This is a genomic window from Flavobacterium lipolyticum (assembly GCF_020905335.1).
In the GTDB taxonomy this organism is placed as follows: domain Bacteria; phylum Bacteroidota; class Bacteroidia; order Flavobacteriales; family Flavobacteriaceae; genus Flavobacterium; species Flavobacterium lipolyticum.
Map to the genome: position 1 here is coordinate 64,328 of NZ_JAJJMN010000002.1, position 23,859 is coordinate 88,186.

General features: G+C 34.1%; 15 protein-coding genes and 1 pseudogene. 14 read left to right on the forward strand and 2 right to left on the reverse strand.

Annotation, left to right across the window (positions count from 1 at the left end; translation table 11 throughout):
• Positions 1 to 8: 8 nt before the first annotated feature.
• The 3 genes from LNQ34_RS17240 to LNQ34_RS17250 all read left to right on the forward strand — a co-directional run bounded on the left by LNQ34_RS17240 (position 9) and on the right by LNQ34_RS17250 (position 8,015).
• Entirely contained in the window at positions 9 to 4,316 is a 4,308-nt protein-coding gene (locus LNQ34_RS17240) for a non-ribosomal peptide synthetase (RefSeq protein WP_230000606.1), read from the forward strand.
• Between the two features lie 72 nt (positions 4,317 to 4,388).
• Positions 4,389 to 6,401: a glycoside hydrolase family 13 protein gene (locus LNQ34_RS17245; RefSeq protein ID WP_230000607.1), complete on the forward strand. Its 2,013-nt coding sequence runs from the start codon at positions 4,389 to 4,391 to the stop codon at positions 6,399 to 6,401.
• A 51-nt stretch (positions 6,402 to 6,452) separates the two neighbouring features.
• Positions 6,453 to 8,015 carry a glycogen synthase gene (locus LNQ34_RS17250; RefSeq protein ID WP_230000608.1) on the forward strand — a complete coding sequence of 521 codons (1,563 nt, stop codon included), beginning with the start codon at positions 6,453 to 6,455 and terminating at the stop codon, positions 8,013 to 8,015.
• Positions 8,016 to 8,753: 738 nt separating this feature from the next.
• Here the strand turns inward: LNQ34_RS17250 and LNQ34_RS17255 are convergent.
• A complete protein-coding gene (locus LNQ34_RS17255) occupies positions 8,754 to 10,415 on the reverse strand; it encodes a cyclic peptide export ABC transporter (RefSeq protein ID WP_230000609.1) in 1,662 nt (553 codons plus the stop codon).
• A gap of 716 nt (positions 10,416 to 11,131) precedes the next feature.
• Between LNQ34_RS17255 and LNQ34_RS17260 the strand changes: the two genes are divergently transcribed.
• The 4 genes from LNQ34_RS17260 to LNQ34_RS17275 all read left to right on the forward strand — a co-directional run bounded on the left by LNQ34_RS17260 (position 11,132) and on the right by LNQ34_RS17275 (position 14,611).
• Entirely contained in the window at positions 11,132 to 12,244 is a 1,113-nt protein-coding gene (locus LNQ34_RS17260) for a ligand-binding sensor domain-containing protein (RefSeq protein ID WP_230000610.1), read from the forward strand.
• Between the two features lie 286 nt (positions 12,245 to 12,530).
• Positions 12,531 to 13,322 carry an SDR family oxidoreductase gene (locus LNQ34_RS17265; protein ID WP_230000611.1) on the forward strand — a complete coding sequence of 264 codons (792 nt, stop codon included), beginning with the start codon at positions 12,531 to 12,533 and terminating at the stop codon, positions 13,320 to 13,322.
• A 66-nt stretch (positions 13,323 to 13,388) separates the two neighbouring features.
• Complete coding sequence (locus LNQ34_RS17270; protein WP_202704027.1) at positions 13,389 to 13,796, forward strand: GlcG/HbpS family heme-binding protein; 408 nt, start codon at positions 13,389 to 13,391, stop codon at positions 13,794 to 13,796.
• Between the two features lie 11 nt (positions 13,797 to 13,807).
• Positions 13,808 to 14,611 (forward strand): helix-turn-helix domain-containing protein, encoded by an 804-nt coding sequence (locus tag LNQ34_RS17275; RefSeq protein WP_230000612.1) that lies wholly within the window; start codon positions 13,808 to 13,810, stop codon positions 14,609 to 14,611.
• Positions 14,612 to 14,630: 19 nt separating this feature from the next.
• Here LNQ34_RS17275 and LNQ34_RS17280 read toward each other — a convergent pair.
• Positions 14,631 to 14,993 (reverse strand): annotated as a pseudogene (locus tag LNQ34_RS17280) (ferrochelatase); the annotation flags it as partial.
• Positions 14,994 to 15,192: 199 nt separating this feature from the next.
• Here LNQ34_RS17280 and LNQ34_RS17285 point away from each other — a divergent pair.
• The 7 genes from LNQ34_RS17285 (at position 15,193) to LNQ34_RS17310 (ending at position 23,859) form a co-directional block, all read left to right on the forward strand.
• The gene (locus LNQ34_RS17285; RefSeq protein ID WP_230000613.1) at positions 15,193 to 17,592 is read left to right on the forward strand and encodes a serine hydrolase; all 2,400 of its coding nucleotides are present in this window, start codon (positions 15,193 to 15,195) and stop codon (positions 17,590 to 17,592) included.
• A gap of 173 nt (positions 17,593 to 17,765) precedes the next feature.
• Complete coding sequence (locus LNQ34_RS17290) at positions 17,766 to 18,635, forward strand: DoxX family protein (protein ID WP_230000614.1); 870 nt, start codon at positions 17,766 to 17,768, stop codon at positions 18,633 to 18,635.
• A gap of 56 nt (positions 18,636 to 18,691) precedes the next feature.
• Positions 18,692 to 18,946, forward strand: coding sequence for a two-component regulator propeller domain-containing protein (locus LNQ34_RS23635; protein ID WP_428979064.1), 255 nt, complete (start codon positions 18,692 to 18,694; stop codon positions 18,944 to 18,946).
• 645 nt (positions 18,947 to 19,591) lie between these two features.
• Entirely contained in the window at positions 19,592 to 20,425 is an 834-nt protein-coding gene (locus LNQ34_RS17295; RefSeq protein ID WP_230000615.1) for a universal stress protein, read from the forward strand.
• 535 nt (positions 20,426 to 20,960) lie between these two features.
• Positions 20,961 to 21,650 (forward strand): sensor histidine kinase, encoded by a 690-nt coding sequence (locus LNQ34_RS17300; protein WP_230000616.1) that lies wholly within the window; start codon positions 20,961 to 20,963, stop codon positions 21,648 to 21,650.
• A gap of 1 nt (position 21,651) precedes the next feature.
• On the forward strand, positions 21,652 to 22,407 hold the full coding sequence (locus LNQ34_RS17305; RefSeq protein ID WP_230000617.1) for a LytR/AlgR family response regulator transcription factor: 756 nt from the start codon (positions 21,652 to 21,654) through the stop codon (positions 22,405 to 22,407).
• A 333-nt stretch (positions 22,408 to 22,740) separates the two neighbouring features.
• Entirely contained in the window at positions 22,741 to 23,859 is a 1,119-nt protein-coding gene (locus tag LNQ34_RS17310; RefSeq protein ID WP_230000618.1) for an efflux RND transporter periplasmic adaptor subunit, read from the forward strand.

Below are 23,859 nucleotides of genomic sequence, written 5' to 3' on the forward strand. Positions count from 1 at the left end.
TTTTTTAAATGGATGATGTTTATGATTTGTTAGTTGAAATAAAGAATTTAGGTGGAAGGCTTTATCTTGCCGACGATCGAATAAAGTTGGATATTAAACCCGGCATTCTTACTCCGGAAATCTCTGATAAAATTAAATATCGTCGAGAGGAAATCTTAGTACTATTACAAGGGTCAGAAATAAAATCGGATTTTGTCAAGATAGAAAAACTCCCTTCTCAAGAAAGTTATGCGCTTTCAGATGGGCAAAGAAGACTTTGGATCTTAAGTCAATTTGAAGGAGGGGCAGCAGCTTATCAGGTTATAGGGGATGTTTACCTTGATTCTAAAGTAAATGTAGAGGCTGTTAAAAAAAGCTTGTGGTCTATGCTTGAACGACATGAAAGTTTACGAACTGTTTATAAAAAAGATGATTCCGGAGAGTTAAGGCAATGGATTTTGAGTGTAGAGAATTCAGGGTTTAAGATAGATTATCAGGATTTCAGAAGTGAAGAAAACAAGGTAGAATTGATGGAATCTTATTTAGGAAAAATTAGTCAGGAAGAACCTGATTTAGAAAATGGACCATTATTTAAGGTTAGTTTAATCAGATTAGAAGAAGAAGACTATGTTCTTTATTATAATTTGCATCACATTAATACAGACGGCTGGTCAATGGATGTATTTATGAGAGATCTAAGGAAATTTTACGATTTTTATCAGGCAGGTCAGACTCCAGATTTGGCTCCGCTAAAATTCCAGTACAAAGATTATGCTGCCTGGCAATTGAATATGCTCGAAAATGAGTCTGCAAATTCTCATAGAAAATACTGGTTAGATAATTTAAAGGGAGAATTACCAAGATTAGATTTACCAAGGGATAAACCGCGGCCAAAAGTGTTGACTTATAAAGGAGAAGCTTATAAAGGTTCTTTCATAGGAGCGCAAACTATTGCCAAGTTAAAAAAATATTCTGAAAAAAATGGTGGAAGTCTCTTTATGGGGTTGATCGCCGCATGGAATGTGTTAATGTATCGGTACACTTCTCAGGAAGATATCATCATAGGAACTCCACTAAATGGGAGAGATCATGCAGACACAATTGATCAGATCGGATTTTATGTGAATACGCTTGTCATAAGAAATAAGCTAAGTCCTGAAGAAAGCTTTGGTTCAGTACTTAAAAAGGTCAGACAAAATATGCTCGATGCTTATTCTCATCAATCATATCCATTCAATAGGTTAGTGATGGAATTAAACTTACCAAAAGATATTTCCAGAAATACACTCTTTGATATAATGTTGGTATTTAACAGTTCTGACAGGGAAAGTGATTCGACACCGGCTGATAATCAGTCTTATCAAATGATCCAAATTGGAAATCTTACGTCAAGATTTGATCTTGAAATAGGGTTTAAAGAAGTAGATGACTATATTCAAGTTTGGGGAACATTCAATCCGGATGTCTATGATAAGGGCATGGTTGAAGTATTGATAAAACATTACAAGCAACTGTTAAACGCCTTGCTTGAAACCCCTGATAAGAAAATTTCCCAAATAGATTATCTGTCTGAAGTAGAAAAGAATAGACAGTTAGTATTGTTCAACAATACAGCGGCAGCTTATTCAAAAGAGAAGACAATAGTAGACCTTTTTGAAGAACAGGTGGAAAGGACACCAGATAATATTGCATTAGTTTTTGGTAAAAAAAGGCTGACTTATCAACAGCTTAACGAAAAGTCCAATCAGCTGGCTCATTACCTTAGAGATAATTACAATATTCAACCTGATACTCTGATAGGAATACAGTTGGACAGAAGTGAGTGGGTAATTATATCGATACTGGGAGTATTAAAGGCAGGGGGCGCTTATGTTCCGATCGATCCTGAATATCCATCTTCCAGAAAGGAATATATTGTAAAAAACAGTTCTTTAAATTTGCTGATAACAGAAGCCAATTTCATTTACGACATCGATTATTATGACGGAAAAGTTTTTGCCATTGATATAGAATTTGATGAAGAGAATTATCATTCTGGAGAACTTTCAAAAAAATGTAGCCCATCTGATCTTGCTTATGTGATGTATACTTCAGGCTCAACCGGGAAACCCAAAGGAGTGATGGTAGAGCACAGAAGTATTGTCCGATTGGTTTATAATACGAACTTTTTTACACCTGCTTCCAATGACAGGCTTGTTCTTACCGGAGCATTGTCATTCGACGCTACTACCTTTGAGATATGGAGCATGCTTCTGTTTGGAGGCCAGTTACATCTGCTGTCACAAAACACACTCATGAATGTTGCAGCATTCAAAGAAGTTATGCAACAAGAAGAGATCAATGTTCTATGGCTCACAGCTCCCTGGTTCAATCAGATTGTCGAAACGGATCTGTCATTTTTTAGTTCCCTGAGGTACCTGGTGTCAGGGGGGGATAAAATGTCAGCTATCCATGTCAATGAAGTAAAGAAAGCCTACCCAGAACTTGAAATAGTAAACGGTTATGGGCCTACAGAAAATACGACATTCTCAACTTGTTATAAAGTAGAAAATAAAGAATACAACGAGAATATTCCGATTGGCAAGCCTATTGCAAACTCCCAGACGTATATCATGGATTCGGAAATGCAACTTGTACCTATTGGAGTTATGGGTGAAATCTACGTAGGAGGAGATGGGTTAGCAAGGGGGTACCTGAACCAGGAAGAGCTGACCAAAGAGAAGTTCATTGCAAATCCGTTTAAAGAAGGCGAACGTATTTACAAAACAGGAGATTTAGGCAAATGGCTGACAAATGGAAATATAGAATTCATAGGCCGAAAAGACAATCAGGTAAAAATCAGAGGACATAGGATAGAACTTGGAGAAATAGAGAGTCAAGTACTGCAGAGTGGTTTATGTGTCCAGAGTATTGTTTTGGCAAAGCCAGATGCTTCGGGGAACAAACAGTTGATCGGTTACGTTATTCCCGCTTCGGGTTATACCAGAGAAGCGCTTGTTAGCTATCTTCAGGAGTGTTTACCAGTATACATGGTTCCCCAGCTGTGGGTCGAACTGGAATCGATCCCGCTGACGGTCAACGGTAAGATAGACCTGCTTCGACTTCCTAATGTGGATAAATCGGTTTTTGATAAAGGGTATTCTGAGCCTCGTAATCCGGTAGAGAAGACGCTGGCAGATATATGGCAGGAGGTGCTGGGAATTGAACTTGTTGGTATTGATGATAACTTCTTTGAGTTGGGGGGACATTCTTTAAGTGCAATACAAATGACAAACCAAATTAATAAAAAAATGGGAGTGTCAATCTCAACATCAATAATATTTGATTTGTTTACAATAAGAGATTTTTCAGATAAAATTCATAAACTCAATGGTTGGGCAAATTATTTTGAACCGGAATATAAAGCCTTAAAAAAATCTAAACATGTTAAAATTGCCGCTACTAGTAAAAATGAAAAATTACAGAAATTCTTTTTTTGTGCTCCATTAGGCGGAATATTACCATCTACAAGTATAATAGGGATTATGGATATGTCAGTTTCTTTAGAGGAATATTTGACATTTTACAGTATACAAGCGCCGGCTATTAAACCCGAGATAAATGAGTTTTTAGAAAGTAACAAAGAAATAATAGTAGACAATATTATTTATGATCCCTCAAGATTATCTGAAATAGCGGAAGAAGCTGTTGAAGAACTATTAATGATTGACAATGAAGGCCCATTTTCTTTAGGAGGATTTTGTAGCGGTTGTTTATTAGCAGCTGAAATAGCTAGTAAGCTAATAAGTAAAAACAAAGAGGTGAAAAAATTGATTCTGATTGATCCTCCACTATGGGTAGAAAGTATTTCTAGAGAAGAGATTAAATCAAATTACACAAAGGAAGAAATTGTGTGGTTTATCGAAAAAGATTTGGCGTGGAGTTCTACATTGATGAATGCGGATGAATTATTTAGCAATCTGGAAAAAGCTACTGATGACGAAACAACCATTTGGGATATTTGTAACAACTACTTAGAAAAAATTAATCTTTTTCAGTTTAAGGTGGAATCCGATGAGTTGAAGAGGGCTTTTCAGAATAAATTTTACAATGATTTAGTTTTAAAATCTTTCTTTGCAAATATCAATTATAATTGGCCTTCGTTAGCTGTTAAAAATACAATAATATTGTCTGTTGATGATATCGCGGCCGAAGTCAAAGAAGGAAATTCGCAGCGAAATATTTTTAATGGAGATTTGGATATAGAAATAATTCCTGGCGAGCACAATACTTTATTTCAAAGTGAAAATCTACATAAATGGGTGAATAGGATTCCGCACCATTTAAATGAAAAGTAATTTTAATAGGGGGCTTTCCATATCAAAAAAGGATAGAATATAATTTTAAACAAAGAAAGTGAAGAGTAAGTTATGAATCAAATATATAATGAAGTAACAAATAAGAAAGCTAAAAATTCAATTTGGAAAGAAATTATATTCAAATTATCGGATGAGTCTGTAAAGACGGTTCATATTGGAGTATATCCTTCTCACGGAAGGTACTTCAGAAAAAAAATGAAATATAAAGGCGGAGGGATTTTTAAAATAGGAATAGATCTTCCTAAAGGAAAATTCTTTTATCATTTTTTTTTTAATAACAAATTTGATTCACCAAAAAATGATGAACAGTTTGTCATATCTAAATACGATTATCAAAAGAAAGCATCATTTGTACTGGAAACAGAAATTTTCTGTCCGATTCAATTTTCAAATAAGCCACATTGCATAAGTCATATTAAAGATGATATTTGGGAGGTTCGACTAATAACACATCAAAAATGGATAAGTCATGTAGCTTTAGTAGAAGGCACGGAGGAGTATCCGTTTTCGATCGCTTACACGGAAAAAAATGTAACATTTTGGTTTGCCAGACTTAAATTTGTAAAAAGTGAAATTAATTTCTGTATAAAATTTAACGGATCTAATCAAACGAAATATCTTCATGACAATCATAAAATATGTGATAGTCCAATCACAGAATTCCTTTTTACAACCCCGCTTGAAAAAAGGAATGATTATTTGCCATTTAGAGTAGGGTATCAGGTTTTTCCTGATCGTTTTCATCGTATACCGGAAGAAAAGAATAGTTTGAACTTGGTTGAATGGGGAGGAGAACCTACCTATTCTAGTCTGTTTGGAGGAAACATAAAGGGTATTATTTCAAAACTTGATTACATTGCCGGATTAGGGTTTGATTTCATTTTTCTGAACCCAATTTTTTTTTCCAAGAGCTATCACCGTTACGACTGTATCGACTATGAGAGGATTGATCCGGTTCTGGGAGACGAAGCAGACTTTAATGAATTGATAGAAAAGGCGCATCGTTTAGGTCTTAAAGTGATACTCGATATATCCCTTAATCATTGTAGTACAGATTTTTTCGCTTTTAAAGATATTTTAGAAAACCAGGCAAAATCGGCCTATTTAAATTGGTTTGAAATTGAACAGTTTCCTCTTTTTGATGAAACCAGGCATTATTATAGTTCGTGGCATGGGTACAAAGATATGCCTCAGTTTAATTTCGATGAAAAAGAAGTACAGCAATATTTTATGAATGTAGCGAGATATTGGCCCCAAAAATTTAATATTGATGGTTGGCGATTAGATGTAGCTTCGGAGATGCCTGTTTCTTTCATAAAAGAATTTGTAACTTCCAGTAGAAAAGTGAAGCCTGATCTAATGATTATTGGGGAGTTATGGGACAATAGTTTATCAGACTTTGTTGTAGATTCAGGTTTGGACGGAATAACTAACTTTTCCTTATACCTGGATAGTCTTATTCCGTTTTTTCAGTATGAAAGTGTCTCGATATCTAATTTAGTGCTGTCCATTATGAAAGTTCAGAGTAGAAATTCGTTCAGCGTGAATCAATCCTCCTGGAATTTTTTAAGCAATCATGACATAGCGAGATTTTATTCAATAATAAAAGATAAACGAAAATATTCACTTGCTTTTACACTTATTTATGGCATTTTTGGTACACCAATAATATATTACGGTGAAGAAAATTGTATGAATGGTCTTGCCGACCCGGACAATCGACAATGTATGGAATTTGAGTCTGGTGAAACAAGTGATTTTGTTCATGAGACAATAAAAAAATTGAACAGAATAAAAGCGGCATATGAAAATATATTTAATTTTGGCAGCATCGCTTTTCCTTTGGTAGATAATAAAAATAAAGTAATGATCATTCAAAGATCTTACGCCAAGGATTCTATATTTCTTGTATTCAATTTTGATGACATCGACCATCAGTATTTACATCCAATTACATATAGCGCTAACAAGGAGGCGGATGCTTCAATGGTAGCAAAAATCAAAAGATATTCGGCGGAAATATTTTTTATAAATGAAGAAAATGGAACATTCGAGTTATTGTAAACTCTGGAACGCTGTCCCTTTTCTTAATAAACAAACTAATACTTTTATTAAATGATAATTCATTTTACTTCTGAAGTTGCACCTTTTTACAAACGCGGAGGGCTTGGGGACGTTGTCGGGGCCCTGCCAAAATATTTATCGGAAAGTACACATAATGTGGTAATCTCTTTTTATTACGAAAAGCGAATGATGATAGAGAATATTGATTTTAAGGAATCGTTTAAGATTGAAATTCAAAATATCGAATATGAATTTGACTACTATTATTTAAATCAGGACAATGTTGACTATTATTTCCTTAATATGTCCGATGAATTAATTTTTAGTGATCTGGAATCATCAGAAAGTGATCTGGAATCATCAGAAAGTGGCGACAGGCCTTATGATAATAAATCATCCTATATTGTTTATTTGTATTTTGCAAAAGCAGCTTTACAATTGATTTATAATTTAAAGCTGCTTCCTGATTTTCTTCTATTTCATGACTGGCATGCATGCGGTTGTTTTGCGTTTTCTAAATTAATGAATGAAATATATTCAAGAAAAAGGTATTCAACAATTCTAATAATTCATAATTATGAATATCAGGGCGATATTTTCCCGGATACACTTGAATTTTTAAACGAAGAAGAAAGTGCTGAAATAAAAGAAATATTTAGGGAGTATAAAACAGCTTCATTACTTTCAATTGGGTTAAAAAATGCGGATTATGTTGGGACTGTCAGCAAAAATTATGGGAAAGAACTCTTAACAGGAAACCTTCCTCACAAAGGACTCGCATACTTAAAGTCAATAAAAAAGAAAAAGATTTTTGCTCTGCCAAATGGTATAGATCAAACAATTTGGTCCCCAGAAAAAAGCCCTTATATTCCGGGTACTTATAATAAATCTTCGGTTAACATCATGAAAGCAAAGGCAAAGGAAATTCTTCTTAAGCGTGCCGGTTTTGTTGATTCTTCAGACCCGGTGATTTTATTGATGTCACGTTTAACGGATCAGAAAGGAATTGGTATTATAATTAACTCATGGGACACAGAAGAAACTTCACTCGAAAAATTTGAAGCCCTCTTGAATACGGGAATAAAACTAATTGTGTGTGGAAGACCGGGTGGAGGGCTTAATGGTAATATTAATAAACGGTTTGCACTTGCTCAAAAAAAGTTTCCTCATAAATTTTGTTATATACCAACTTATAATGAACCGGATGCACATCTGTTTTTAGCCGGCTCTGACGCTATATTATGCCCCTCTTTATTTGAGCCTTGTGGCTTGGTTCACTTGTACGGAATGTCGTTTGGTACTGTTCCTGTTGTAAGACCAGTAGGAGGATTGCGTGATACCGTAATATCGCATAACGAATACCCCGAAATAAGTACTGGATTTTATATTGATGAATTTAATTTCAAAAGCCTTATTGAAGCACTTAGAAAAACAGTTCATACCTATAAATTCCAAAATGATATCTGGCAAAAAATAATGCTAAGGTGTATGGAAGAAGATTATTCATGGGAGAAAGCAAGGCACAACTATTTGCAACTGTTCGATAGTATCAAAAAAGAATATCACACAGATGATTTAGAAACCATAAATAATGATAGAGATGGAATGTTTTAAATAGGACACCGTTTATCATCTGTAAATCGAACCTGATTATCGAGAGAAATAGTGTTTTCTACACTTTAAAAACGAATTTGATGGTGGGAAGTTCCTTTTATAATATATTCTTAAAACACTAAAAATACTGTTTAAAAATAAATGTGTCACTTCTTGAAAATAAACGGAAGTTTTTTATAGACTAATACAAATAGTAGTATTCATTGCGAGAAGTACTAGTATAGTACTTTCTTGTTTATCTTGACAATACTACTATTACATGGTTGTTTAACTTGTAAATATTGTCATTGAGTGAGGTATTATAGGTCTTCTGTATACATTCGGGAGCTAATACAGATGAATTGTCGCTGAAGTTTCTCAGAAATAAAAGCTTATCCTGTATACCTCCATCTATTTTATCAATTGATACTGTCGTTCATAATCCGACATTCGTATTTTATAGGCTGCTATAATAGGGATGAATTCATCAAAATTCCTTAAACTTTTTGATTAAAAAGTGTATTTCATGTCCTTTCAAGGTATGAAATTTCGGCAGCCTTGATACTTATACTTTTGCTAAAGCATATAAAAAATGATTCTATTTTTAACAAAAGCAGCTGATAATTCACTAAGTCATTAATACGACTGTAATTCTTTATCGCGGGGTATTAACATGCATGCAAATCAAGAAATGTTTCATGCAGGCTAAAGTTACTTTATAGCAATCTCTTTTACTGTTTTATATATTTCTTCTAACGATCATCTTACCATTTCTTTTTTTAGCGCTGATGTCACATTTAGGCTTAGTTGCCCATTCTCCATTTTGTATAATTTATCGGCAATATGATAATAGCTGTCATCGTGAGTAATTGCTATAATTGAGAAGCCTTTGTCTTTTAGCAGCGGGATAATTTCAGTATAGAATTTTTTACGAAAAAACGGATCTTGATCGGCGGCCCATTCATCTAAAACTAAAATTGGTTTAGACCTGATTAAAGCGACGATTAGTGCCAAACGTTTTCTTTGCCCGGTTGAGAGTTTATTTGATGAGAAAGAAAGGTTGTCAAAAGTAACTTTATCCTTTAACTCGAACAATTCCAAATATTCCTCTATTTGATCTTTGTCTATAGTATCAAAACCGTACAATTCATCAAAAAGATAAAAGTCACTAAAAACTACCGAAAATAAAGCTCTGTAATTTTTATAATTATTAGAATCGAGAATGATATCATTGTATTTTGTTATGCCCGAATGACCTTTTAAAGTTCCAAGTAAAACATTTATCATCGTCGTTTTTCCGCTTCCATTACCTCCGTAAATAAATATGATCTCACCTTTAGTAAGAGAGAAGTTTATTGGGCCGACAGAGAATCCTGAATTATTTTCTTTTGATTCATCATTTTCCGTATACTGGAAGCTCAAATCAGAAATAGTAAGCTCATTAAATTCATCTATCGACAATTGAGACGTTTCTTTGTGATTGTCAAAAGTTTCGTTATGCAACTCTTCACGTAATTGATTTATCTTACCGGAAGAAATTCGAACGTTTAGAATTTGTGGAATAATGAGCATAAGTGAATTTATCCCGCCTAAAAGGTACAAAAGAATAAATATGTACTTAACTATTGATTCTGGTGATTCTTTGATTAAATACGAACTAAAAAACAATACAGAGGCGATTAAGGAATAAAAAAGAACCTCACCTATTATTTGTACATTTAAAAAACTCGCAAATGCATTGGTGTTATTTGTATAAGATTCATTTGATATTTTTTGGATCTTTTGATTGTAAATATCGTGACCAATTGCTGGATTCATATGAATCTCTCTAAAGCCGTCTAGAATATCTAAGAGGTTTTTCATGAAACCATCTTCCAATTCTCTGGAATGTTTCAACCTCTTATTGTTAAAATGGACTCCAATCCAATAAACCACAACTCCCAGTAAAGAAACACCTATTGTCATTAATAATAAAGTTACTGATTGCATACCCATGTAAACAAAGCAGCCAATGGTCATAACTAAAGCGGAAAGAAAATTAATAATCGAAAGTGAAAAATCAGTTAGAGTGCGCACATCCTGTATTAGAGATGCATAAATCTTATCCTTATGTACGCTAATTTGGTAAAAGTTTGCAGCTAGAATGATACGTAAAACTTCGGATCTCAGTTGCCAAAATACTTGCTGAGAAAATTTGATTATAATATAAGATAATGCCCTCCTTGACCAAACAAAACACCATAAAAGAACACAGAAATAGATAATGTAGTTAAAGTTAGCAGGATTCTCTTTCGCTAAAATTACTCCCATCATTAAATTGATAAAAGACAGGAACAAAAAGCTAATCGCTCCAGACACTAAACCAAGTACGAATATATAAATAGCATTTTTTGTATCAATCAGTTTAGTAAAATGAAGCATATACTTATGGTTAAATTAGGTGTTTAATAGAGGAGGAGCCAGTTACTATTACCAACATAAAACAAAGTCATTTATTCAAAAGGTTCAAGAGACCGCCTTTACCGTAACGGTTAGAAACTTAAACCGGATAACAGATCTTGTCTTCCGTTAGTGATAGCTTACTTTTCAGAAAGCTACGAAATAATTCGTAAATCTTCTTAATTCAAAAAAACGATGTAATTTACGTGTTTACCCGATCCATTTATAAACCATCTGACTGTCTCATAATCAAAAGTTTAAATAAATTTGCTACTGGCCTATTAGGAAATGAAACAACACAAAGGTTTCAAATGTCTTAGGTTTAACACATGGTTGCAATGTTACAATTTTTCAAATTAAAAACAAAATTAAAACCTAAAGTATATTTAGTAACTGGTAAAAGGTATTTGCTGTAAAATGAAAAGTAGAATAAGAGTGCTTTCTGAATGCTAAAGTAAACGATTTTTAGAGAGCGTAGCTTTTCTTTTTTCTCCTTGGTTGCATATTCACATTCTATGTAAGGATTTAAAATATACATCACAATACTAGTTGTTCTTGATAATTTATAATGAAAATAGTATATATTTGAGGATAAATAATGTGTAATAATTATCATACAGATCTACCCGATTTTGGAGCTTTGTTTGGTTTTATCACCAATAAAAACAAGTTGTACGTCATAACTAAAAATCAAACGAATGAGAGTAAAATCAGATAGTCAAAACACAATTTTCTTTTGTTTTATATTTTTGATTGTTGTAGCAATCGCTTGTAATAATCGAAGTCAGTCAGATAGGGGAAATTATAAAGAACAGAATAAAAACGGTGCCCAACAACTTGATAAAGAAGCCAACTCTACAAGATTAAAATTCACAACAGGAGTTCGTTCAATTTTAGAGGATAGTAAAGGAAATATTTGGTTTGGTAGTTACGGCGAAGGGCTGTGTTTGCTTCATAATGGGAAGTTTCAATATTTTACAACAAAAAACGGATTAAGTGACAACCAGGTCAGGAATATTTATGAAGATAAAAATGGCATAATTTGGTTTGAATGTGGGAGAGGGTTGAGTACATATAATGGTAAAGAAGTAACAAAATACACAGAACGAAATTACAATTCAGAGAAGGAGTGGAAGTTAAATGAAAGCGACCTTTGGTTTAAAGGCGATAAAATTGAGGGCTACAATACACTTGAAAAGTATCCCGGGGTGTATCAATATGAAGGGCAAAAGCTTTCTTATCGTCTGTTTCCTGTTACACCTAAACATGAGGATGGGTTTAAGTATTACATTTCAACACCTTTTGTCAAAGGTAAAAATGGAACTGTTTGGTTTGGAACTTACGGTGCAGTAATAGGTTATGATGGTTCAAATTTTAAGATACTGGATAATGAATATCTTCGGCTAAACTCAAAAACGGGTTCTTTTCATGTTCGAAGCATAATGGAAGACAGGAAAGGAAATCTGTGGATCGGTAATAATGGGATGGGGGTTTTGAAGTATGATGGAAAAGAAATTGTCAATTTCACCGAACAACAGAAATTAGAGAAGCAGTATACGAAAGGTAATTCTCTTGAAAGGGTCTTCTCGATTGGGGAAGATACTATAGGAAACATTTGGTTTGGTACTGTAGAGTCCGGTGCATGGAGATATGATGGTAATTCAGTGAAAAATTTTACTAAAGAGGATGGACTTGAAACGAAACAGATTTGGATTATATATAAAAGCCGACAAGGCGAATTATGGTTTGGAGGAGCAAATCCAAGTGGTGTATATCGCTTCAATGGCAAGTCTTTTGAAAGAAAATATTAACTAAAAGAGGACACAACGGACGTTGGCAAAAGGGAGAGTTCAGTGATTCTAAATGTGCTAGCATGTGTCCTAAAAATGGATTGCAATTATAAAAATTGAAATATCCTTATTATCTTGAAAACTCATTTTTTAAGCATTAAAAAAACAACTTTACTTTTTTGACACAACTAAAGGCAACTCCAATGTTAGCCAATGAACGTTGTACCAATAAATATTTGAACTTTTTAGCAACAAAAAACAATTGTAATTAGGCCAAATTTGCTCTATACTTTTAAATCAATTTAAAATGAGCAAAACAATTTTAATTACAGGAGCTGCAAGTGGTTTTGGAAAAATCGCTGCATTTGACCTAGCAAAAAGAGGCCACAAAGTTATCGCAACGGCAGAAGTTTATCCGCAAATGAGTGATTTGATTCGTGAAGCTAAAGATTCAGGTATCGAATTAATTGCTGATAAATTAGATGTAACAGATTCCCGTGACATTGAATACATCATTAACAAATATGAAATTGATATTCTCATCAGCAATGCGGGAATTATGGAAGGCGGACCAATCGCGGAACAGCCTTTGGATTTAGTACGTTATATGTTTGATGTCAATGTTTTTGGCGGGCTGCAATTAGCACAAGGATTTATCAAAAAATGGGTGAATCAGAAAAAAGCGGCAAAAATCGTGTTCACCACATCAATGGGTGGTCTTTGGACGGTTCCTTATGTTGCGGCTTATTGTGCTTCCAAACACGCTATGGAATCCATTGCCGAAGGTTTGAAAACTGAATTGGTACAATTTAACATCAAAATTGCTACATGTAATCCCGGAGTTTTTGGTACAGGGTTTAACGATCGTGGCGTAGATTCTATTTTCCGTTGGTACAATCCGGAGAAAAATTTCACACCACCAACCGCATTTGATGGAGCGGCTGATTCACTGAAAGACCAGTTAGATCCACAATCAATGGCAGATACAATTGTGAATGTTGCTTTAGATGAAAATTCAAATTTTAGAAATGTGCATCCGAAAGAAACAGAAGATTTCGTAAAACAATTACAAGCAGAAGCCTGGACAGCAAAAAGTTAGATCATTTTTACAAAAGCACAGGCTAAAACCTGTGCTTTCTTTTCATTCAACAATAAACAAAACAATATGAATATTACCTATAAGGAAGCATCAAAAGTATTGAATGCTTCGATAGAAAAAGCAAATGAACTTAATATTCCTGTGAGTATTGCCGTGGTGGACAATGGCGGACATTTGATGGTATTTGCGCGATTGGACAGTGTGTATGGCGTGATTGATTTCGCCGTAAAGAAAGCTAAAACTGCCGTAATGTTTGGTGTGAACAGCGAAATCATGGGCACTATCGTTGGAGGTTCAGACATTCACGGTTACGGAATGCTTAATTCCAATGGTGGCCTTTTGACGATTCCCGGAGGTGCTGTAATTAAAGATGTTGATGGAAACATCATTGGAGCAGTCGGTTCTTCGGGTGGAACGGTAGAACAGGATAAAGAAATTGCGGAAGCAGGAGCAAATCGCTTGCATAATTTTTAGATATTTGTTGTATGGCAGAAAGTAGCGAAATTATATTCGATAAATTGGTGTATTCCTGTGCATTTGAAAAATACAGAGGACACGAAGAGTTTATACCCGAGCATTTTCTAGGATTTCAATTGTCGGGTGAAACCCACGCTTTTTATGCGGATGGCAATACCGTTATTTCTGAAAATCAGATTTTGCTGGTTAGAAAAAATCAACTTATTCGCACGATTAAATATCCCGGAAAATCGGGAAAATATCAGTTTATTTCTATTTCGTTAGACAGTGAAATTCTTCGTCAGTATGCATTGGAAAATAAAATAATCGGTGAACATAGTAAGCAACACAAACAAAAATTATTTTTTGAACCCGATGAATTTCTGAATGCCTATTTTCTTTCGCTTAGGCCATATATTAACAAAACGAAAGAAGCTAAACCCAAGCTGGCAAACTTAAAAATCAGGGAAGCCATTGAACTAATACTTCAAAGCAACCCTGATTTAAAAAACGTTTTATTCGATTTTTCCGAACCTTACAAAATAGATTTGGAAGAATTTATGAATCAAAACTATATGTTCAACGTTTCGGTGGAAACGTTCGCAAAGCTGACAGGCAGAAGTGCTTCAGGCTTCAAACGGGATTTTGCGAAAGCATTCAAAACGACACCCAAACAATGGTTAAGAGAAAGGCGTTTGGACGAAGCAGTGTACCGCATTAAGTACAAGAAGGAAAAACCTGCAGATTTCTATCTCGATTTAGGGTTTGAAAACCTATCGCATTTTTATTATGCCTTCAAACAAAAGTTCGGGCTTACGACTACTGAAATATAACTGGATATGGGCTTTTTTCAGGAATTGCCAAGAACTCTTTTTCCTCCGTTTTCTTTACTAAATCTTCTTTGGCACGGATAGCGATTTCTTCTAAAGTTTCCAGACAATCTGTAACAAAAGTGGGCGTTACAGCTGTTCGTTTTTTGATTTCTCTTGCTGGCATATTGTCAATTTCAACATTAGTGTAAGGGGCTAACCATTTGTCGCCTGCTAAATGAGATTGGAAAGATAAACTATACTTGACTTCCGAAATACCTAATAATGTAACGATTTGCCTGGTTGTTTCGTAACATTGATGGCGGTAACATAAATCATGTGCCGGCGAAGGTGTGTTACAGTAAGAACCGTCAATTTTACAATGAGATTTAGTTACATCGGGTTTTGAGAATATGACGGTTTTAATTCAAAATCTTTTTTTTCCACATTTAAAAAGTTACAGTAAAACCCCCAACCGAATACCCAAAAAAGCCTGTAGAATGAGTTCGTTTTTATAACATTGAACTCCTAAATTATAAACCATAATCTCTAAGCTATTTCATCATCACATATTTGCATGTAATTAAAAATTAAAAAACACAAATATGTACAAAGTAGTATCAATGTTCAGATTACGGCTTTTAATAAGCACTTGTTTTTGCTTATTTTCGGCCTTTATTTTTTCGCAAAACAAAATCCTATTTGTAGTTTCTAATCAGGACTACTATGGAACTTCACAGATTAGAACCGCTAATCACTTTGGGGAGATTGTTGTGCCCTACGACGTATTTTCAAAATCAGGATATACAGTAGATTTTGTAAGCCCAAAAGGCGGAGCTGTTCCAATTGGCTATATTAATGCTTCGGATAGTATTCATAAAAAATTCCTATACAATAATTTTTTAATGAATAAACTCAAAACTACGATGAAGCCTACTGAAGTTGTTCCTGAAAATTATAGTGCGATTTTTTATGGCGGAGGTGGCGCAGCTATGTATGGCGTAGCAGAAAATGTTAGCATTCAGAACCTTGCAAGACAGATTTTTCTAAAAAACGGGGTAGTTTCGGCTATTTGCCACGGTACGGCTGGCTTAGCGTATTTGAAAGACGAGTACGGTAAATCACTCTACAAAGACCGAAAAATAACCGGTTTTGCGGATAAATTTGAAGACAAACAAGAGGAGTATTACAAAACTTTTCCTTTTACCATTGATGGAGCCATTAAAAAGAATGAAGGCAACTTTGTGTATTCTGATAAATTAGGAGAAGGTTTTTATGTGGTCGATGGCCAGTTTGTAACGGGGCAAGATCCTAGCGCTGCCTCAAGAATGGCTTCCGAAATAATCACTCTTATAGAAAAAAACAAGTCTGTTATACAGCAAGAATCCATCAAAAAATTGGATAAAGTATTCTCTGAATGGGATAATTCTAAGGATAAACCGGGTGTAGCAGCAGGTCTTCTAAAAGAGGGACAAATTGTCTATGTAAAAGGTTTTGGCCGTGCAGATATAACCCACGAAATTCCCATCGATATAGATACCAAATTTCAAATAGGGGCTATGGCCAAGCAATTTACGGCCTTTACTATTTTATTGCTGGAAGAACAAGGGAAATTGTCTTTGTCTGATGATGTGCGCAAATATATTCCACAATTTCGTGATTTTGGTTCAAAAATTACTATAAAACATTTACTAAGTCAATCCAGTGGTTTGCACGACTTTCTGGCTCTAAAAGAAATTGCAGGTTGGCAAGAAAAAGATGTTTTTACGCAAAAAGACGCTTTGGATTTAATTTTCCGACAAAAAGAATTGGATTATGAACCAGGAACAAAATTTTCGCAGAGTTCATCAGGGCTTATTTTATTAGCTGAAGTAGTTAAACAAGTTACAGGTCAAACACTTGCTGAATTTTCTCAGAAATCTATTTTTCAGCCTCTAGGGATGACCAATACCTTGTTTTGCGATGATAATGAAATGATAATACCTAATGCAGCTACTTCGTATCAGGTATCTAAAAACGGATTGAAAAATAATCTTATCAATCATTCCATTTTTGGGACTACCAATCTTTATACTTCGGCGGCAGATTTGAGCCGTTGGTATCTCAATTTTGACAAACCCAAAGTAGGCAGTAAAAAGTTGATAGAAAAACTGGCTTCTCCGGTTACTTTAAATGATGGTAAAACTACTTTTAGTCCAACCTCAGGAAGACTTTTGTACGGGCAACAGTACTTACATGCAAGACGTGGCGTTCCAAAAATCTGGACGTATGGTTTAGAAGGAGGCTATGCAAGTAATATTTTTATATTCCCCAATCAAAATGTTATTTCGTTTGTGCTTGGAAATAATAACAGATATAACGGTAGTCTTGCTATGAACATGGCTATGGAAGTACTTGGAAATGTTTTTCCGCAGCCGCCAAGTATTGACTTTAGTAAGCTTAAAAGCATAAAAATGACACCCCAACAATTAGGCGTATACAATGGCTTTTATTGGGATGATGAAAGAGTGTCCGGGCGCAGGGTTTTTGTGAAAAATGACACTTTACGCTATCAGGTATTGGGCAGTGAAACTGAAAGTTTGTTAATACCTGTTACAGAGAAAAAATTTCAAATGGTAGTTGATGGAGATGATATAATTATGGTTGAATTTCGTAAGGAAGGTGAGCATTTTAAAATGATTTATACTTCTGGTGAAAGCGATGAGTATGCCTATGAATACTACACCCCAAAAACATATTCTACAACAGATTTAAATGAATTTTCAGGTACCTATTATTGTAAAACTTTGGGAGCAAGCTATACATTGGCTCAAAACGAAAAAGACTTATTCACAAGTAATAAGAGTCAAAGTAGGATCAATTTTACTCCCATTGAGTCAGATTTGTTTCTGAGTAGTGCCAGAAATTTAGGCAGCATTCGGTTTGTTCGTGATAAGCAACAAAAAATTACGGGATTTTATATTAACTCTGATAGGATTAAGAATTTACTTTTCGAAAAAATCTAAAAATAGTTTTAACAATTTAAAGCTATGAAATTCTCATGCCAGAAAAACAGCATAGTTATATCGACTATTTCTTAATATTAAAAAGATGAAGACCAATGGAAAATTATTCACAAAAGTTTCTCTTAGAAAGTTTTAAATCAAACAGACAAAAAGTAAAAACAAAATAAACAAAAATGAATAGACATGTTATAAGTTTGGCATTACGATTGGTATTAGGATTGAATTTTTTATTTGCTTCTATTGCACACTTGAAATTGTGGAGATTTTATGTAGAAGAACCATCAAAAATAACTTCATGGATTACAAATAATTTTGTTTTAGGAAATTGTATTGCAGCTGGACTTTTTATAATCTCTTTTTTCCTCTTATTAGGTTACAAAACAATTTGGGCAACAATTGTTTCAATTGCATTTTTATTAATAAATCATATTGCGTTATTATTTACTAAACCTGCAAACCAGGCTTTCAGCGGGCCATTTTATAATTCATTTCATCATTCTGTTCCATTTATTGGTTTTGCTATTGTTCTTTTATACGCCTTATCTGCAAAAAAAGACTTTTCTATAGACAAATTTTTAAAAAATGAGAATGAATTGAGTTCAAAGATAAAAGACGAAATAGTGTTTTTTAGTGCGCGAATTTTCATTGGGGTGCTATTTTTTGCACAAGGATTAGAGTTGCTGACAGGAAAGGCAACTTTAATGAGCTTTGCCGAAAATGTATACGTAAAATCGTATGATACGACATTTATTCCAACATCTTTATTGTGGTTTATGGGACTTTCTAATCCTTGGATTTTGTGTATCTGCGGGGCTTTACTAACACTTGGACTAAAAACAAAATGGGCTGCCTATTTGTTGTCGTTTTTTATGGTAAGTATTGTATTTGGACATTTATTGGACGATCCTTTTGAAACTTCGGGTTCCATCAGTATGTACGGATTTAATAATTTAGCCTTTGTTCTACTTGTACTGTGGCTAGAAAACGGACATAACAAATACAGTATTGACAGAATTTTGTATAAAAAACGAACAACAACTTAATGTCTCGTCCTAAAAAAGCGATACAGATTATTACATAAAAATAATTAATTAAACAGTTGCAAGAGGGTTCTTTTCATGTTCGAAGCATAATGGAAGACAGGAAAGGAAATCTGTGGATCGGTTTTAATGGAATGGGGATTTTGAAATATGATGGAAAAAAAATAGTCAATTTCACCGGACAACAGAAATTAGAGAAGCAGTATACGAAAGGTAATTCTCTTGAAAGGGTCTTTTCGATTGGAGAAGATACTAGAAGATACTATAGGAAACATTTGGTTTGGTACTGTAGAGTCCGGTGCATAGAGATATGATGGTAATTCAGTGAAAAATTTTACTAAAGAGGATGAACTTGAATCTAAACATATTTGGATTATATATAAAAGCAGACAAGGAGAATTATGGTTTGGAGGAGCAAATCCAAGTGATGTATATTGCTTCAATGGCACGTCTTATGAAGGAAAATATTAACAGGAAGTACAGCACACAACGGACGTTGGGCAAAGTGTGGGGTCAGTGATTCCAAATGTGCTAGCATGTTGTCCTAAAAATGGATTGCAATTGTAAAAATTGCAATGTGCCGTGGGAAAAAACCTGCGAATCCTTAGATTTGCAGGTTTTACCACTGTTATTTCGGGTTTTTGAGAAGATTGAAAAAGTGGCTTTTTTACTTCTTTTTCCTTTTTATTGGGGTTAATACAGTTTCGAACCTAAATTCGGTAAGTATTGATTTTTTAGGAATGAAAAAAAATATTTGTAAGCTCGTATTACATTAGATTTAGGTGAAATGAACAGAGTAAAAAAATAATTTTCAATAAAATAAAACGTTCTAGCTTCAATATTCCAGAATGTAAAAATTACGGTTGAGGTTAAAAATATGATTCTTCAGTAACTTAAAAATATGTTGAAAGCCATAATTAAACAATTTTGTCCTAATAATTGTTTAATTGATAAAACCTATGCTTTCTCCACTGACTATAATTGCCGCGACAAATTTTTCAGAAACATCAAATAATGCTGTTACTTATGCAGCTGGAATTGCAAAAACTGCAGGAGCGAAGCTGATTCTTTTTAATTCCTTTTCGTTAAGTTTTCACAGTGCTAATTCTCTTATTACTGCAGAAAACTTGCAGAAACAAATTGAAAAAGCAGCTTCCCGACTTGAAACACGGAGCGCAGAAATAGCTGATTTATACAAAATAGAAGTAAGTTCTGTATGTACTTATTCTTTTTTAGAAGATGAACTTTCTTATCTTATAGGCAGTACAGCGGCAAGTCTTGTGGTAATGGGAATGGCAGAGCGTTCTTTTGAACAGGAATTAATGGGAAATTCAACTACGGCTGTTATAAAAAATTTGAATATTCCGGTTTTGGCGGTGCCTTTAAAAGCCCGTTTCCATAGTATCAAAAAAATACTTTATGCTTCTGATACTTTGAGTTTATCAGCAATAAAAAGATTTAGCTGGATCAGGCAGATTGTTAATGATTTAGGAGCAGAAATTGAGTTCTTTAGTGTAGAAGAAAAACTGAATAATTTAAAAGAAGAACAAGATAGAATATTGCTGACTTCTACATTAGAGAAAGAATTTGAGCAAGTGAAATACATGTATAAAAGTGTAAAATCAAATGCCGTAATCAAGGAAATAGAGAAAGAAATCAAAAATTATGAGGCCGATATTTTAGTAATGGTACCTCAAAAATATGGTTTTTGGGATTCTTTGGTTCATAAAAGTAAAACCAGAATTATGGCGGCAGGTCTGGATATTCCGTTATTGTCTTTTCCAAATTATTAGAAAGAAATAAGCTAAGATCCTATAGGAGAAAGAAAATGGTTTTAGAAGTGTAATAGGCATTGTCAATTTTTATCTTTGTATCAATTAAAATGCATAAATTTAGTATTTAACCTATTATTAGTTAATGAATTCAAGTATTCAAAATAAACTATCCGGAAAGAATTTTTTCTATAAATACTATAGAGTTATTGTTATACCGGTGGTTTTCCTGATTTATTTATCCTCTTATTATTTTCTGAATCCCTATCAGGATTTTTAGCACAACACTTTATTGGTTATAGATTGGACGCTTGATATATTTATAATTCTGATATATTGTGCTGTACTTACAGAGTTGAGTCTCTTTGTTGGGAGAAGCCTAAATTATTGGATTAGTTGGGAACAAAAGCCAATATTTAGAGCTTTTGCACAATTTATATGCATTATTTTAGGCAATATTCTTTTAAACTATTTTTTTTCGTATTTGTGGGAATATTTATATTCGTGGACACCGCTAAAAGAAAGCGAACTTGTGCAGATCTGGCAGTCCAATTTAATGGCTGCGATATTATCCCTTTTTATAAGTTTTATTCATACCAGTATATTTTTGTTGAACCGTTGGCGTGTTACTTCTGAAGAAGCGGCAGAACTAAAAGTAAAAGCATCTGAACTTCAGGAAGCCGCAGCAAAATATGAATTGGAGTCATTAAAATTACAGCTTGATCCGCATTTTATCTTTAATAATTTCAGTGCCCTGACGGAGCTAATTCATGAAGATCCAAAAGCCGCCGCATCATTTTTGGAGAATATTACAAAGGTGTATCGTTATATGATTTCAAACCTAAATAAAGATACCATAACAGTAAAAGAAGAGATTGAATTTTTGAATGCTTATTTTTATCTTTTAAAGAAAAGACTTGGTGAAAAGGTTGATTTGAAACTTCAAATTGATATGACCTGTTTAGACCGTCATTTACCGCCATTAACTTTGCAGTTGTTGGTCGAAAATGCCGTAAAACATAATATGGCAACAGTGTCAAATCCGCTTACGATTTCTATTTATTCTGATCTTGGTGATCTTGTGGTTAGAAATAATCTACAACCAACAGCCGGAAAGAGTTTGGTTTCTACTGGAATCGGACATAAAAATATTGAGTTTCGATATAAAATTCTGCACGATAGAATGCCCGTTTTCTCGGAGTCAAATGGGGCTTATTGTGTACGTTTGCCTTTAATTTCAAAATAGTATGAAAATTTTAATTGTAGAAGATGAAAGTATCAACGCCAGCCGCCTAAAAAGACTGTTGGAAGAACTGGAACCTCAATGTGAGATTCTGGCCGTTATTGATACCGTTGCAGATTCTGTTAAATGGCTGAATTCAAACCCGGCGCCGGATTTAATCACGATGGATATTCGTCTGGCAGACGGATTGAGTTTTTCTATTTTTGATGAAGTCGAAATTACCTCTCCAGTTATCTTTACAACAGCTTATGACGAATATGCTATAAAAGCTTTTAAGGTAAACAGTATTGATTACCTGATGAAGCCAATTGAAAAAAACGAACTTGAATTTGCTTTAAAAAAGTTTAAATCTATTTCGAAAGTTGAAAATAACACCACAGATATTGCCGGAATTCTAAAAGGTTTTATGAATAAACCTTCTTTTAGATTACGTTTTTTAGTAACCTATCGCGACGGTTATAAAAGTGTAGATGTTGCTGATATCGATTTTATATATTCGGAATTTAAGACCAGTAATTTAGTGCTTAAAGACGGCACGGCCATTCCCGTAACTCAGACTATGGAAGAATTAGAGCAGGAACTTGATCCGGATGTTTTTTTTCGTGCCAACAGACAGTTTTTCATTCGAGTAGAAAGCATAAAGTCGATCTCAAACTATTTTAATGCAAAGCTAAAAATACAGCTTAAATTAGATGCTGACCGTGAAGTGATCATAAGCAGAGAAAAAGCGCCTGTATTTAAACAATGGATGGATCGCTAGTAAAGGTTCTGAGAGACTAAGTTGCTAAGGTTCTAAGTAAAATCATATTTTTTAGTTGCCTCCAGTTTTAACTGGAGGTAAAATAAATTCATTATCAAGGGGTTTAGCCAAAAGATGAGTTTGACTAAAGTCTTTTCCATCCTATCAATAACTCCAGTTAAAACCGGAGGCTATTCAATAAATTTAAACTTCGTGCCATTGTGTCTTTGGCATTATCATTCTCATTCGTTTCGGTATCGAAAAATTCCGTTTGGGTAACTTTCTTCTGTTTAAAGGTTGTTTTGTGCTGTTATTTTGCGGTCAAATTCTATGTATTCATTAAAGTGAAATAAAATGACAAAACAATTTTTTCAAAATTATAAAACACTCAATACCGTTGTAGTCTTATTGATTATCATTGGTTTTTCTTCATGCGGTAAAAGCGGATCAGAAGCAGATGCAATGGCGGTTCCAAAACCGGAAGTAGATTTTTTTCAGGCAAAATCTGTTACAGGTGAAGTAGAGAAAAAATACCCCGGAACTGTAGAAGGTACCGTAAATGTTGATATTAAAGCGCAGGTCTCAGGATACCTTGAAGCAATTTATGTAAAAGAAGGTGATTATGTAAACAAAGGACAATCACTTTTTAAAATTAAAGGAGATGTTTACACAGAGCAGGTTAACAGCAGTCGTGCAGCATACAAAAGTGCTTTGGCAAATTTAGCGAATGCTAAACTTGAAATTGAAAAAGTGAAACCTCTGGTAGATGCAAAAGTATATTCGGACATGCAGTTAAAAACAGCACAGGCAAATTACGATGCAGCACAAGCACAGACAGCACAAGCAAAAGCAGCTTTAGGATCTTCACAATTAAACGCTGATTTCTCTTTGATAAAAGCTCCGGTAAGCGGTTATATCAGCCGTATTCCAAATCGTGTCGGAAACTTGGTTACGCCATCAGATACTGTTCCGTTGACTATTTTATCAGACATTAATACAGTGTTTGTTTATTTCTCGATGAGCGAATCGGATTATCTGACTTTCTCCAAAGATTCAAAATCAAAGAAAACAGTAAGTCTTATTATGGCCGATGATAGTGCTTACGATCAAAAAGGAACATTAGAAATTGCCAGTGGAAACATTGACAGAACTACCGGAACAATTGCCTTAAAAGCGATTTTTCCAAATCCTAAAAAACTTTTGCGTGCAGGAGGATCAGCGAGAATTATTTTAAACAGCAATTTGTCTTCTGTTGTAACGGTACCAATGGCAAGTGTAAAAGATATTCAGGATAAGTTTTTTGTTTTTGTTTTAGGCAAAGGAAATAAAGTAGCCATGAAACCAATCGAAGTTGCCGGAAGTTCTGGTGTAAATTATTTTGTAAAAAACGGTGTAAAAAGCGGAGATAAGATTGCATTAAATTCTATCGATGCGCTAAGTGATGGTATCGAAGTAAGAGCGATAATCAAGTAA